This window comes from Fructobacillus americanaquae (assembly GCF_024029775.1).
GTDB lineage: Bacteria > Bacillota > Bacilli > Lactobacillales > Lactobacillaceae > Fructobacillus > Fructobacillus americanaquae.
In genome coordinates, this window is record NZ_CP097122.1 from 511,997 (window position 1) to 526,246 (window position 14,250).

The 14,250-nt window shown below is 42.5% G+C and carries 16 protein-coding genes; all 16 read right to left on the reverse strand.

Annotated features, from left to right (window positions below; translation table 11 throughout):
- The gene (locus M3M36_RS02355; protein ID WP_047974306.1) at positions 1–690 is read right to left on the reverse strand and encodes a response regulator transcription factor; all 690 of its coding nucleotides are present in this window, start codon (positions 688–690) and stop codon (positions 1–3) included.
- A 100-nt stretch (positions 691–790) separates the two neighbouring features.
- Positions 791–1,354 carry a YceD family protein gene (locus tag M3M36_RS02360; RefSeq protein WP_252774254.1) on the reverse strand — a complete coding sequence of 188 codons (564 nt, stop codon included), beginning with the start codon at positions 1,352–1,354 and terminating at the stop codon, positions 791–793.
- A gap of 4 nt (positions 1,355–1,358) precedes the next feature.
- Positions 1,359–2,540: a nucleotidyltransferase gene (locus M3M36_RS02365; protein ID WP_252774255.1), complete on the reverse strand. Its 1,182-nt coding sequence runs from the start codon at positions 2,538–2,540 to the stop codon at positions 1,359–1,361.
- Entirely contained in the window at positions 2,537–3,301 is a 765-nt protein-coding gene (locus tag M3M36_RS02370; protein WP_252774256.1) for a class I SAM-dependent DNA methyltransferase, read from the reverse strand. Before M3M36_RS02370 ends, M3M36_RS02365 begins: the two co-directional genes overlap by 4 nt.
- Before the next feature lie 78 nt (positions 3,302–3,379).
- Positions 3,380–3,754: a ribosome silencing factor gene (gene rsfS / locus M3M36_RS02375; protein WP_252774257.1), complete on the reverse strand. Its 375-nt coding sequence runs from the start codon at positions 3,752–3,754 to the stop codon at positions 3,380–3,382.
- A gap of 12 nt (positions 3,755–3,766) precedes the next feature.
- Positions 3,767–4,351 (reverse strand): bis(5'-nucleosyl)-tetraphosphatase (symmetrical) YqeK, encoded by a 585-nt coding sequence (yqeK, locus tag M3M36_RS02380; protein WP_252774258.1) that lies wholly within the window; start codon positions 4,349–4,351, stop codon positions 3,767–3,769.
- A 42-nt stretch (positions 4,352–4,393) separates the two neighbouring features.
- Positions 4,394–4,711 carry a ribosome assembly RNA-binding protein YhbY gene (yhbY, locus tag M3M36_RS02385; protein ID WP_252774259.1) on the reverse strand — a complete coding sequence of 106 codons (318 nt, stop codon included), beginning with the start codon at positions 4,709–4,711 and terminating at the stop codon, positions 4,394–4,396.
- Complete coding sequence (gene yqeH / locus M3M36_RS02390) at positions 4,711–5,865, reverse strand: ribosome biogenesis GTPase YqeH (protein ID WP_252774410.1); 1,155 nt, start codon at positions 5,863–5,865, stop codon at positions 4,711–4,713. The genes yhbY and yqeH overlap by 1 nt, the downstream gene beginning before the upstream one ends.
- A 29-nt stretch (positions 5,866–5,894) precedes the next feature.
- Complete coding sequence (locus tag M3M36_RS02395; RefSeq protein ID WP_252774260.1) at positions 5,895–6,458, reverse strand: YqeG family HAD IIIA-type phosphatase; 564 nt, start codon at positions 6,456–6,458, stop codon at positions 5,895–5,897.
- A 110-nt stretch (positions 6,459–6,568) separates the two neighbouring features.
- A complete protein-coding gene (locus M3M36_RS02400) occupies positions 6,569–7,195 on the reverse strand; it encodes an aggregation-promoting factor C-terminal-like domain-containing protein (RefSeq protein ID WP_252774261.1) in 627 nt (208 codons plus the stop codon).
- 140 nt (positions 7,196–7,335) lie between these two features.
- Positions 7,336–8,655 carry an APC family permease gene (locus M3M36_RS02405; RefSeq protein WP_252774262.1) on the reverse strand — a complete coding sequence of 440 codons (1,320 nt, stop codon included), beginning with the start codon at positions 8,653–8,655 and terminating at the stop codon, positions 7,336–7,338.
- Between the two features lie 240 nt (positions 8,656–8,895).
- On the reverse strand, positions 8,896–10,050 hold the full coding sequence (locus tag M3M36_RS02410) for a PTS sugar transporter subunit IIC (RefSeq protein ID WP_252774263.1): 1,155 nt from the start codon (positions 10,048–10,050) through the stop codon (positions 8,896–8,898).
- A gap of 271 nt (positions 10,051–10,321) precedes the next feature.
- On the reverse strand, positions 10,322–11,317 hold the full coding sequence (locus M3M36_RS02415; RefSeq protein ID WP_252774264.1) for a D-2-hydroxyacid dehydrogenase: 996 nt from the start codon (positions 11,315–11,317) through the stop codon (positions 10,322–10,324).
- Between the two features lie 229 nt (positions 11,318–11,546).
- Positions 11,547–12,542, reverse strand: a complete 996-nt coding sequence (locus tag M3M36_RS02420; protein WP_252774265.1) for a D-2-hydroxyacid dehydrogenase — start codon at positions 12,540–12,542, stop codon at positions 11,547–11,549.
- Positions 12,543–12,612: 70 nt separating this feature from the next.
- A complete protein-coding gene (locus M3M36_RS02425) occupies positions 12,613–13,221 on the reverse strand; it encodes an ATP-dependent Clp protease proteolytic subunit (RefSeq protein ID WP_252774266.1) in 609 nt (202 codons plus the stop codon).
- An 83-nt stretch (positions 13,222–13,304) separates the two neighbouring features.
- Entirely contained in the window at positions 13,305–14,249 is a 945-nt protein-coding gene (gene whiA, locus M3M36_RS02430; RefSeq protein ID WP_252774267.1) for a DNA-binding protein WhiA, read from the reverse strand.
- Position 14,250: the final 1 nt, after the last annotated feature.

Below are 14,250 nucleotides of genomic sequence, written 5' to 3' on the forward strand. Positions count from 1 at the left end.
TTAGCTCCGCATTACATAACCCGTTCCACGAACGGTTTGGATATAAGAAGTTTTTGATTCAGGGTCATCCAACTTATTACGCAAATAACGGATATAAACATCGACAACATTCGTTTCGATTTGTGTGTCAAAGCCCCAAACTTCTTTGAGTAACTTTTCACGTGATTGAACGACATTAATATTTTCAACCAACAACAACAGCAAGTCGTATTCGCGCTTCGTCAAGTTAATGACTTGATCATCACGACGGGCAATCCGGTTTTCTTTCTCCAATTGCAAGTTCTTAAAGCGGATAATCGAAGGTGATTTATCGGCTGGATTTTGTTCAATATCAATTCGACGCAAAAGTGACCGCACGCGGGCCAAAAGTTCTTCAATAGCAAACGGCTTGACTACATAGTCATCAGCGCCATAATCCAAACCTGAAACCCGATCAATCACAGAGTCACGGGCCGTCATCATGATAATTGGTGTCTTTTTGACTTCACGCAAGCGACGGGCCACTTCAAAGCCATTTAATTCTGGCAACATCAAATCAAGCAAAATTAGGTCGAAGTCCTCGTTTAAGGCCTTGTCCAAGCCTTCGCGGCCGTTTAAGACCGTTTCAACATCATAACCTTCGTGCTTTAGTTCTAAACTGACGAATTTCGCCAAGTTTTCTTCATCTTCTACAATTAAAATCCGACTCATATTTTCCCTCACGACGTCTCTGGATGCTCAATAGCTCAAGCGCCATCGAACAAAAATGAATAAGTTTTAATCTTATTCTACCATAAACGTCAAAATTTTCTCATTTTTTAAAGAAATCATCCAGTTTCGACAGGCGGGGATCAAGAACCTGTTTTTCTTCTGTTGCTTCTTCGTTTTTTTCTTGTTCTTGTTTGGCAAAATCCTCTTCTGAGATGACTTGCCAGTCTTGACCAGTTGGCAGGGCTGACCCTGCGGCCTCTTCTGCGGTCAAAATTTGACTCGGCAAAGCAGCTACCAAATTATCTAAGATAACCAAATCCAAGTCCAGATTGTTTTCTTCTAAGACAAAAACCGCCTCATCCTCATCAAAACGTTGTAAGCGTTCTTCATCCGCCACATAAGTCTCATGAACATCAACATCAGTTGACCAATCAACCGGTGCAAGTGACCGTGATGATGGCAGGATTAAATCAGCATGAACACTGGCAGACAAAACAATGTCTTCGTTTGTCAATGTCTTAATTGTCCCCTTAACCTGCACGACTGGTGCCTTAATAATTAAATCAGAAAAACGTTCATCAATCAAATATTGTAGGTCTAATTTTTCATCAATTACTAATGGGCTTTGTTGAAACTTTGCTAATTGTTGCTTGGCGTACTTCATATTTTTACTCCTGACCTTGATAAATTGGCTTACGACCAACGTCTTGCCCCTGCTTGGCATGGGTTTGACCAGCTAACACCTGCCAGATTTGGCCCGCTTTATAATCGAGTCGTAAATTAGCTTTCGCCAACGACATGTCAACGCGTGAAATAATGGGTAGGGTTGCTTCCCGCTTGATTTCACTCAAATAGGCCTGACCCAAGTCATTAAAGCCAAGCAGGCGAATATAAGAATCCGCCATGGCAGCCTGCATTTGATCAACTTTAATATTCAAAAGTGTGTACAACAACGCTCGTTGAATTCGAGCAAAGGTGTAGCGCTTGGTCTTGACTGATTTAATAAAAGACTGGTAAGACTGTGGTCCTTCAACAGCCGCGGCAACCCCAGCCAATCGGTGTTCCAAGCCCTCTGCCATTTGATAAACCTGACCCAACTGTCCAACTGTATCAGTCAGCAGGCGGTAGCGAAGCAACTCAAAGAAAGGCTTTTCAAACGCTAAAGCAGTTGGCGCTGTTGACAGAGCCTCGAAGGCTTGCTCAGAAACGACTGGCCTGATTTTTTCAAACTTCCCTTTATGAAGAGCAAGGCGAATCGAAGAGGCAGAAGCAATCGTCTGCCCCTCCTCAAAGCTTTGATCATGGTAACCCGCTTGCAAACGACTAATTGGGTGCAAGTGCATCACTTGGCCACTCGCAACTACAGCTTTGGCATAGGAAAATGCCAAAATATCGTTTGGATCTTCCATTTTGAACCCGGTCTGTTCTTCTAGCTGCTGAGCATAAGCCGAAGCATAAGTCTGAGTCCGATCAGTAAATTGGCCTTCACTTTCGATTGCCGCGGCCTGCTTGGCCAAATCAAGAAAATCAACTTCCGGGTGTTCCGAACCGAAAACAAGGTCTTTGACCCCCAGTGCTTGCAAAATTTGAACGGCGCCGGCCGCAAACAAATGGCCAGGCTGGACTGCATAAAAAACTGGTAATTCAACCACCAAATCTGCACCGGCGGCCAAAGCTAGCTTCGTTCGTTCCCATTTATCCAAAATTGCTGGTTCACCGCGCTGAACAAAGTTACCAGACATTATCACCACTGCTAAATCAGCATTCGTTAACTCTTTTGCTTTTTTGATGTGATAGGCATGGCCGTTATGGAAGGGGTTATACTCTGCAATAATGCCGACTGCTTTCATGATGTTCCTCCTTTATGTGCCACAAAGAACCAACGATCATCCTGATCATCAGCCGTTTTACGACCAAAATCAGCACTAATTTCTACCTGGTCAAAGCCAGCCTTATGCAAGGCCTTTTGATAGTACGCCAGCTCGTAAGTCTGCTCATGATGGACTTCCCGTACTAGGTTAAAGGCGTCGATGCCCTCATTGTACAAAAAGAACTTTAAATCGTGATCAACAGAATTCTTTTCTTCACCGGGAAAACTAGTCCACATAAAAATTTGGTCAGGATCATCATCATTGTTATAGCAGTAATTGTCATACAAAACGTTGACTTGGTAAGGCGTAATCACATCAAATAAGAAGGTCCCACCCGGTTCCAAATGTTCATAAACCTGGTTAAGACCCGCTTGAAAATCAGCTTTGCCAGGAAGGTAATTCAAAGTATCCGCAAAAGAAACAATGACTGGATACCTTTCTTCCCAGTCTGAAAAATCACGAATATCAGCCTCCAATAAACGTAAATCAACCTTCGCCTCTTCGGCATGCTTTTGTGCCAAAGAGAGCATGGCTGGTGCCATATCTAAGAGATCGACTGTAAAGCCCTTTTTGGCAAGTAAGACAGCCAAACGACCGGCGCCACCACCCAAATCCAGCATTTTACTAGCGGGCAAACGGTCTTCTACAAAATGCTGCCAATCCACGTACAAGTCGCCATCGAAGAGATTGTCATAAAGGTTAGCAAAGGTTTGGTATGGTGTATTATTTTCGTCAGTCATCTTTTTCTCACTTAAACAGCATTGGCTGGTGGCTAGCCCATCAAAGACCAACCCCCAGCCAGATATCTTACTGATTGATTAATATACTTCTTCTGCGAGGTAACTCGTTAAGTCGACATTTTCAGCATCGAACCAAAGGCGGTCCAAATGGTAGAAATCACGAGACTCTTCATCAAAAACATGGACGATAATATCACCGAGGTCTAATGAAACCCATTCAGCACGGTCGTAGCCCTCAATATTGAGTACCTCACCCCCGGCTTTTTGGACTTCTTCCTTGACTTCACGGACAATTGCTTGCACCTGCCTGCTAGAACCTGCCGATGTAATCACAAAGTAGTCAGCCAGCAAGGAAACCTTTTGCATATCTAAGGCGATGATTCGATCACCATGCTTGTTATCAATGGCGGTAACGGCTGTTTGCAACAAATCCTTTGAATTGATGGTTGTCATGTAAACTCCTTCTTATTCTGCAAAATGACGAGCCCAGTCATTATAACTGGTGAAGGTCTTGGGATAGATTACGTTACCTTTTTCGGCCAAAAATGAGAGGGTGTGCTGTAACTGATAAAATACCCCCCGGTCCAAGGACTTATCCGTGATTTCTCGAGCCTCTTTGACGCCAGGAAAATCGCGACCAGTTTCCAAGTAATCGGCCATGAAAACAATTTTAGCTAAAGTCGGCATCTCAACGCCGGCTCCAGTTGTGTGCAACCGAACTGCAGCTAAAATAGCTGGATCATCAATCCCCAGTTCATCTTGGATCATTTCTGCTCCAACAACACCGTGCCAAATAGCCCGATTCCAATTTTTTAAATCAGGATCCAAGTGAAAATGGTTAATTGCGGTCAAAAAGTCCTCAACAGGCCGTTCTTTGGCATAGTCGTGCACCAAGCCGGCCAAGGCCGCTTGGTTTTCATCCACACCATTTTCTTGAGCCAACCGACGGGCATAATCTGCAACGCGTAAGCAATGTTGAAATCGGCCTGCTGAAAGCTGAGCCGAAACTTTTTTTTCAACGACATGCCACTCTTCTTCAAAAGCTGTCATCTGGTCCCCCTCTTCACAAAATTTAGTGGAAAAGTCCTCTGCCTAACGAATCTTTTCCACTTCAACTGAATACTTCACATACTTTGCATCGGTTGCTGGTTCGTACAAGACCAAGGTTTTCCCAATTACCTGGGCAACAGTCACCGTTGATTCTTCTTCGATAAAACTTGCCAAGTCCTTGGCTGACCAGTCACTCCCCTGTTGCAAGTTGACCTTAATCAATTCACGCTTAGCCAATGCTTTTTTGACCTCTGTCAACCATTCCTGATTAGCTCCGGCTTTGCCAACAGAAAAGATAGGTGTTAACCCATTTGCCTGTGATCGCAGGTAGCGTTTTTGTTTTCCAGTTAAATTTTGCATTAAATCATTGCCTTTCGTAAGAAAACCCCAACTCCTTTAGGAGCATAGGCCTGGACGTGAATTCCGGCTGGCAGGGTAATAAAACCCAAACCAGCATAGACCAAGTCCATCTTTTCGTTAATTTTAAATTCATATTTAGCAAAGGCAACATTGTTATCGGCCGGTGCTGGTGTCAATAGTTGTCCCTTATGCTTGACATAGAAATCATCCGCACCTTGACGCTTCGTGCGGTGAATCATCAAATTATTTTCAAAATAGGCCGTAACGGCTGATTTTGCTCCATCTGCAGGTCCAGTCACCAAATCAAAGCGCGCTAAGGCCCCGAAGAAAAGTGTTTGATCCGGATTTAATTGGTAAGTCCGGGCTTTAATCTCAGCCTTTGGCAAAACATACTTTAAATCTTTATCAGTCACCCAGTGGGCATACTGGTCTTTTTTAATAATCCCGGGAGTGTCAATCAAGGATTGCCCATCATCTAGCGGAATGGCAATCTGATCCAGAGTTGTTCCTGGGAACCGCGAAGTCGTGATTAGCTCCTGAACACCTGTTTTCGACTTGATAATCTGGTTAATCAACGTTGATTTACCAACATTGGTTGTGCCAACGACGTACACGTCGCGACCATCCCGCAATGTATCAATTTTATCTAAAATTTGATCCAAATTCTTGGGATGGGCAGCGGAAACAAGTTCAATGCCAACTGGGCTAATCCCTTGTTCTTTTAGCTGTCCTTGGACCCAATTTTTTAACTTATGTTCCTTTAAGGACTGGGGCAAGAGATCAACCTTATTAGCAAGAACCAAAATCGGATTATCTTGGCCAACAAAGCGTGGCAATCCAGGAATTGTTGACCCTGAAAAGTCAAACAAATCCAAGACATAGACAATCAAAGACTTCGTCTTAGAAACCTGGTGCAACAAATTTGCAAAGTCATCATCCGTTAATTCAACAGGCTGAATTTCATTATAATGGCGCAAGCGGAAGCAACGTTGGCATAACAGTTCCTCAGCCATCAGCTGCTTCTTTAAGGCAGAAAGTGGCAAAAAACCAGCTTCTTCCTTATGATCAATTTGCATTTTAGCACCACAACCAATGCAGTATAATCCCTCAGTTAAGGCTTCCTGGACCTCTTCATCCGTCGCAATCGTTTGCACTTGTTCTTGCTCAAATTCTTTTTCTGTCATTAATTTTTATCATTTTCCCTAGCAGAAACAGCTTCCTTGAAAGTTGCATGCCAGATTAGTGGGTGCTTTCGATTATAAATCAGCTTTTTAGCTAGCTTTTCAAGTGACCTGTTGAGCCAAGTTTGCCACATGTCTGATTCGACCAATTGCTTGACCAAAACAGATTTAACACCAGCTAAGTGAGCTGCCCAAACGTCGGTTAGCATCTGATCACCAACCATCAACACAGCTTCTTTTTGCAATCCCTGCTTTTTGAGCACCTTTAAAATACCACGCGGCATCGGCTTCAAAGACCAGGCAACATAGTCAACATCCAAACCAGAAACGGCTTGCTCGACTCGCTCCCAGGTATTATTGGAAACGACAACAACCTCAATCCCAGCTGCTTTGATTTCTTTTAACCAAGCATGCAATTCTGGTGTCCCATTGGGGTTATTCCAAGCCAGCAACGTATTATCTAAGTCTGTTAATACGGCTTTTACGCCTTGGCTCTTTAACTCCGCCACCGATAAGTTATAAACGGACTTAACCGTGTAGGTGGGCTTTAAAAAATTAAGGGGCATATTTGTCTTCCTTTTTTTATTTCCTCAGTTCCTATTATACACGATTAGACCTTTCTTCGAGCAAAAAAGGACCCCTTAACGGGGCCCCTCTGTCTTCTGATTTTTAAAGTTTAGTACCAACCATTGCTTTGGAAATGGCTAATAGCATTGGCAACAGAACCATAACGGGCAGCAATATAAGCCTGCATAGCCTGTAATTGGACGGCATAATTACCTTGGTAATTTTGGCCAGGCACATAAGTTGCATAAGCCGCAGGAGACAATTGTCCAATACCATAGAATTGTCCGTTTTGTGCATTCACGTTTCCGCCTGATTCACGAGAAATCAACCAGTTAATGTCCCCAGAGGTCGACGTGCTTGCTGTTGTTGTTGCAGCTGCCGTGCTTGTTGATGAAGTTTGGGCAGCAGTTGAAGTGGCCACAGGCGTAGCTTGCGCTGCCTGAGTTGTCGTTGTAGACAACGAAGTCACTTGGCTTTGACTGTTGGATGTATCATCAGATGCACTGGCAGTGTCATCATCAGATGAAGCAACAGTCTGGCTAGCTGCTGTATTTTCCAAGCTCTTGAGATTATCAACAGATGAAACGGCAGTAGAAACCTTCTTGGTGTTCACTGAGTCAGTCACCTTGACCGCTTGGTCAGAGGTTGATTTTCCTTTATTAAATTGTGTGTTGGCGGCAGTCAGTGCTAAACCGGCTACGGCCATACTTGTAAGTAAAACTTTATTAAACATCATGGTTATTATTTTCCCCAATCAATATTACGAGAATATTAAAACAGACAACGCTTCCGTAACGTTCGTTAGGAAAATATACAAACACAGTACGTTTTGTATAAGAAATACTCGATGTCGAGAAATTTGCGTTTATCTAAGTGTCATTTCTTTCGATTTAGCCACCAGTAAAGTGGCAAACCAGCTAGAACTAAGATAACCGAAATTCCGATTCCATGCAAATCGTTAATAATTTCAGAAATCTCAACATAAAGTGAACCCAAGATAGCCACAATGGGGATAACTGGGTACAACGGCATTGAGAAAGTTCTTTTTAGCCCATTTGGATCTTGTCGACGCAACTTAAAGGCACCAATAAAGACCAAAATATAGAACAAGAAAGTCACAAAGATCGCGTAATCCGATAATTGATCAGGGTCTGTCAAGGCCATCATCAGGTAGGCGATGGCAACCATTAACCAAATTGCGGCATTCGGCGTCTTGGACTTGTGGTTGATTTTAGCAAAAGTTTTAGCGAAAGGAAAGTCTCCTTTTTTTGCCATTACATACAAAATCCGTGGAAACGAGACCACTTTCCCGTTTAAAGTACCAATCAATGAAACTAAAACAGCGACTGAAAGGACACGGCCACCCCAGTAACCAAAGGCATTCGTAGCCATCTTCAATGTGGTATTTTCACCAAGAGAAACAATTTCATTAGCAGTTAATGACCGATAAGCCCCATAAGAAATGCCCATATAAGCAACAATTACAATCAAGATGCCAGTAATGATTGCCCTTGGCAAAACCTTTTGCGGGTTTCTGATTTCACCAGAAATATTTGCTAACGTCACCCAGCCATCATAGGCAAAAAGAGTAGCCAAAACGGCAACCCCAAAACCACCGGCACTTGAATGCGACATAGTTGTTACCATTTGGCCCAATGCATCATGCTTGCCAAAGAAAAGGCCAAAAATAATCAAGGCGACAATCGGCAACATCTTAATCACAGTTGTTAAGACCTGGAAGCCAGCGGAAAAATGATTTGGAATCGAGTTTAACAAACCAACCAAAGCGAGAACCACCATTCCGACAGGGAATGACCACATACTTTTTAAACCAAAGAGAGAAACAAATAAAACGCCAAAGTAAGCAGAAATTGCCCCCATCATCGCTGGGCCATAGAAAATCACCTGCATCCAACCAGCCAAATAGCCGACTGTTTTGCCATATAGGTGGGTCAAATAAGAGTAAATGCCACCAGTTTCTGCCATTTGTGAACCGACTTCGGCTACCGTCATGCCGGCAGTCAAGGTTAGAATTCCTCCCGCCAACCAAGCCCAAAGGGCAGTATTTGTGTCTCCTGCTGTTTGCAGGACGGATCCCTGCTTAAAGAAAATTCCAGAACCAATAATGGTTCCGATAACTAATGCTAACGATGACCAGAGGCCAAATCCTCTGTTCAACTTTTCTTCTTCTGCCATTAGTGGCCCTCCAATTTAGACGAAAATCAAACATTACTATTCTAGCATATCTTCGGACATTATAACTATATTTCCTCATAATCAATTTTATATAACAAAAAATACGAACATTATCGAATTTTTATCAAATTTCATTGCTTTATATTTATCAAAATTGAAAAAAGATACCATAATATTCTAACGAAGCACCATCTAAAAGGCAAGAAAAAAAGGACCTTGCGGTCCAATTTCATGCTAATTTTAAAGTTCTTGCTTCAAGTCTGCTGGTTCGAAGAGGTGCAAAACCTTGACGAAAATAAATTGAGTTAACAAACCAACCACGACAGGAATAACTACCCAGGCCAATAGAGCAACAATTGGTGAAATAAAGTTATTCATGACTGAACTTGGTACAGCAGCATCCTTAATCATTGACTGCAATGGTGAAACCAAACCAATATAACCGAAACCAGCCGTTGTTGGCGTTCCTTGGATATTAAAGATTGCCACTGCGATACTTGATAATGCACCAGCAAACATGAAGGACAAAATCATCACAGGCTTCTTAAAGATTGACGGCATCATGCCCTTCATCGCTCCCAAGAAGATAGCAACAGTTGTTCCCTTCTTATTCACCTTCCATGAATTCAAAAGTAAGACAATCGTTGTCGCAACGACACCCATGGCTGCCGCACCAGAAGCCATCCCATGCAAATTAATGGCCAAGGCAATTCCAACCGTTGAAATTGGTGTGATAATAATGACAGCGAAAGCCATTCCAATCAAGATTGCCATTGGTAATGGGGCTAACTTAGTGAAGACTTCCACCATATCCCCAATCCAAGTCGTAATGCGAGCGACATAAGGCGCAATCACCTTTCCAAACAAGCCAACGCCACCAGCAACGATAATTGGTGACAAGATAATCGCTACTGAGCCAAAGCCGGCTAAATATCGGTCAACTAGCCAAATAGCCAAAACGGCTAAACCAGCTACCAACATCGCATTGATCACATCACCGGCGCCGTTAGCAACAAAGAGCCGGGTTGGAACAGCTAATGTCTTACCAGAAACGGGATGTACCGTGCCAGCTTTAACCATTGCCCATTGGATTGAGTTGGAAGCAGCAACTGTCGCCAGTGCCACAACACCCGTGTCAAGCGCCTTCATCTTGAAGTTCATCGCCACAGCCATTCCGATTAGGAATGGAATCATTGATGTAAAAAGTGTCAAAATGGCTGAGTAATCAGCCCCAAGAGTTGTTTTACCCAAACCGGAAAATTGAATGATGTACTTCATCACGGCTGATGGTAACACACCAATTAAAATTCCTTGGGCGGATCCGGAAAGAACCTTAAAGAAAAAATCCTTCACGCCCAATGGCGTTTTGCCGGAAAATTGTTCTGCTGTTGTCATATTTTTCCTCCGCTTCACGTCTCATAATTGTGAAGTTTTTATATTGCATAAAATAGTATAACAGGTCTTTTTTAAATTGTGAAGTCCATTACAGATATTTTTGTGCTGGTTGTCCTAATTTAATAGACTTTCACTTGTTTATAATCATTATTATTTCACTTATAAATCACTAAAACTTAACGTGAAATTCATAACTAGATTATTATAGTTCGTAATTTATTGTTTTTTATATCAAAAAAGCTAAAACCATTCCTGGTTTTAGCTAAAATCATTAATATTCTAACGCGTTGTCTGGTTTTTCATCATTAGCAAAGGCTAATGCAGCATTCATTGATTGGTAAATCATCGCGTGTATTGCCTTTGTTGTATAAAAGGCAACGTGTGGCGTGATTAAAACATTGTCACGAGCGATCAAGTAAGCCAACTTTGCATCAGGTAGCTTTTCATACGACCAATCATGCTCAAAGATACCTACCTCCCCCTCGTAGACATCCAAGGCCAAAGCAGAAATCTTACCAGAGTCCAAAGCAGCAATCGCAGCATCTGTATCGATTAAGTTTCCCCGTGATGTATTGACGATCACAACGCCATCCTTCATCTTCGCAAGGCTTTCCTCATCAACTAAGTGAACGTTTTCAGGAACACCTGGTACGTGTAATGAAATGGCATCGGCTTGAGCAAAAAGTTCATCCAAAGTATCAACGTACAATCCTTCTTCTTGTAATTCCTTATTAGGGAACTTATCGTAAGCAATTACCTTAGAGCCGAAGCCCTTCAAGATATTAATTGCCTTACGACCAATGTTACCAGTACCGATAACACCAACAGTTTGCATCCGCATTTCACGACCAATAGTTGGTGCCCAACGCAAATCATGCTTAGCAACCTTTGCATCCATTGGCTTCGTCCGGCGCAGCAAACGAGACAATTGAATCATCGCGTGTTCTGCAATGGCATTTGGTGAATAAATGGGAACGTTTGAAAGGTTAAAGCCTAAATGCTTGGCCGCTACAAAATCAATTGTTTCCGTTCCAACATTGCGTAAGGACAGGTTCTTGATACCCAAATCAGCCAATCCTTCTAAGACATCTGCCCGATAAGGGTCGAGCTGTAAAGTGACAACAGAAGTGGCTCCCTTAGCTAAAGCAACTGTATCAGCGGTCAAGACTTCATTCGTGTAATCAACCTCAACAGTGGGATTTTCTTCTTGCCAGCTTTTCAAAGCCGGTACTTCGTCATCACGAACTCCATAAGCAAAAACTTTCATTTCGACCTCCATTAATCGAGTTATTTATCGCTAAAAGTATAATACGCTCTTTTGATTAAAAGGTCAATTAAATTGTCCAATTATAAAATCGTAATTTTTTTCTTAACACCGCTTACCAATAGAAACTTAAGCTGAATAACTAATCGCTTCTATTAATTTTTTAATTAACTAAAGCAACCAGCAAAGAAAAAAAGCTAGGAACAACTAGTCCTAGCTTCTTATAAATCGATTAAAACTTAACAGCGATCGCTGGTGTTTCACCCTTAGCAAAAGCAACAGCAGCATCAAATGATTGGTGAACCATTTCATCGACAGCCTTAGTAGTATAAAAGGCGATGTGTGGCGTAACCAAGACATTGTCACGAGCAATCAAGTCCGCAATCTTTGGATCAGGGAATTCCTTACCTGACCAGTCTTCGTTGAACAAGCCAACTTCGTTTTCATAAACATCCATGGCAAAGTCAGAAACCTTACCTGAGTTCAAACCGTCGATAACGGCATCAATATCCATCAAGTTTCCACGAGAAACGTTAACCAAGACAACGCCGTCCTTCATCTTAGCGATGCTATCCTTGTTGATCAAGTGATGGTTTTCAGGAACACCAGGAACATACAATGAAATGGCATCGGCTTGTGCATACAAGTCATCCAATGAATCAACGTACAATCCTTCTTCTTGTAATTCCTTATTAGGGAACTTATCGTAAGCAATTACCTTAGCACCGAAGCCCTTCAGGATATTAATTGCCTTACGACCAATGTTACCAGTACCGATAACACCAACAGTTTGCATCCGCATTTCACGACCAATAGTTGGTGCCCAGCGCAAATCATGCTTAGCAACCTTTGCATCCATTGGCTTTGTACGACGAAGCAAACGAGACAACTGAATCATTGAGTGCTCTGCGATAGCATTTGGTGAATAAACTGGCACGTTTGATACGTTGAAGCCCAATTCCTTGGCAGCATCGAAATCAACGTTGTCAGTGCCGACGTTACGCAAAGACAAGTTCTTTACTCCGACTTCAGCCAAAGCCGTCAAAGTTTCCTTTGTATAATCCAACTGTTGGTAAACAACAGCTGAATCAGATCCCTTAGCCAATTGAGCAGTTTCAGGCGTCAATAATTCCTGAGTGTAACCAACCGTTACATCTGGGTTTTTCTTTTCCCAATCTTCCAAAGCTGGCTTTTCATCATCACGAATGCCATAAGCAAAAACTTTCATTTTCGTCCTCCAAATTAACTTTCTAACAATATTATACACTAAAATTAGTCAAAAAATCTGGTTAAATTACTTATTTTTTCAAAGTAATTGGCTTTTCACCGGCCTTTTCCATGATTCCATCAATCAAACCATATTCTAAAGTCTCTTCAGCAGACATCCAAAAATCGCGTTCCGTATCATGAGCAATTTCAGCCAGACTTTTACCAGAACCATCAGCCAAGATTTTGTTCAACTTGTTCCGAGTCTTAGTCAGTTGGTCAGCAATAATGGCCATGTCGGTTTGCTGGGTACCACCGGCAGCCCCACCCATTGGTTGATGAATCAGGTATTCAGCATTTGGCAACATAAAACGGTGTCCCTTTTCACCGGATGCAGCAATGATTGTTCCCATTGAAGCAGCCAAGCCCATGACAATCGTGGTCACCGGAGCCTTAATGAAGTTCATCGTATCTGTAATCGACAAACCAGCGGTCACAGACCCACCTGGAGAGTTGATATACATTGCAATTTCCTTTTCAGGATCTTGAGCTTCCAAGAAAAGTAGCTGGGCAACAATTGACGTTGCCATACTATCCTCAACCTCACCTTGAACCAAAATAATGCGATCCTTCAATAAACGGGAAGGCAAGTCATATGACTCACGCCCATTTGCGGTTTGTTCTATTACTCCTGGCCACATAGCAATACTCCTTTTTGCTGTTCTTAAAATATTATTGTAACGTACTTTATCAAGAAACTAAAATCAAAACGAACGATTTCAAATTAAACATTATCTAAATCAAAATCCCCACCAGATTGGATTAAATCAGCTAATTTCGCTAACTTGCGCATGCGATGGTTGGCTCCTGATTTTGAGATTTCCAGAAGAGCACCAATTTCAGCCAATGAACCATCAGGATGATCTAGTCTGGCTCTGGCAAAATCAGCTAATTTGGCAGGCAACTCATCCAAGTCGCCAATCTCCTTTTGGATTATCAAGATAGCTTGAACTTGACTATTAGCAGCATCAGCGGTCCGTTGCATATTGGCAACGTCGGCATTATTCATTCGATTAACCGAATTGCGAGTGTCACGGGCAATGCGAATATCAGCAAAATGCAGCATCGTGTGAACCGCGCCAATTAGTTTTAAAAAGTCAACAATTTTTTCAGCCCGCTTCATATAAACAATGTAACCGGAATGCCGCGGGGTTACCTTGACTTGAAGAGTAAAATTTGTCATCAAGGCCACTAGCTGCTCAGCTAATTCTTCATGGCCAGTGTAGATTTCCAAATGGTAATTCGCCTTCTCGGGTGAGTTAACCGACCCAGAAGCCAAAAAAGCCCCGCGCAAAAAAGCTTGTTGCTTTTTTGAACTGTCCAATAGCCAGGCCGGTACCTCCTGGTTAATCCCCAATGGATCCACACCAAGCTCTTTTAGAATTTGGTCCACCTGACTTTGCAAAACAACCAAAAGTTTTTTTCGATCCGATAGGGCAGCCCGTTGATTAACCTGAACTTCCACCACCGCCGTTGGGTAAATTTGCTTAATCAAGGTGTAAATCCGGCGCGCAATGGCCGGATTTTCTGTTTGAACTCGGATTTCTTGGTTCATCCCCAAAGTCGAAACACCATTCATCTGCAACAAGGCAGCTAATTCTGACTTGGCAGCGTCATCTGAAACCATTCGACCGGTTAATTCTTTTTTCACTTCTGCTGCGTAAGACATC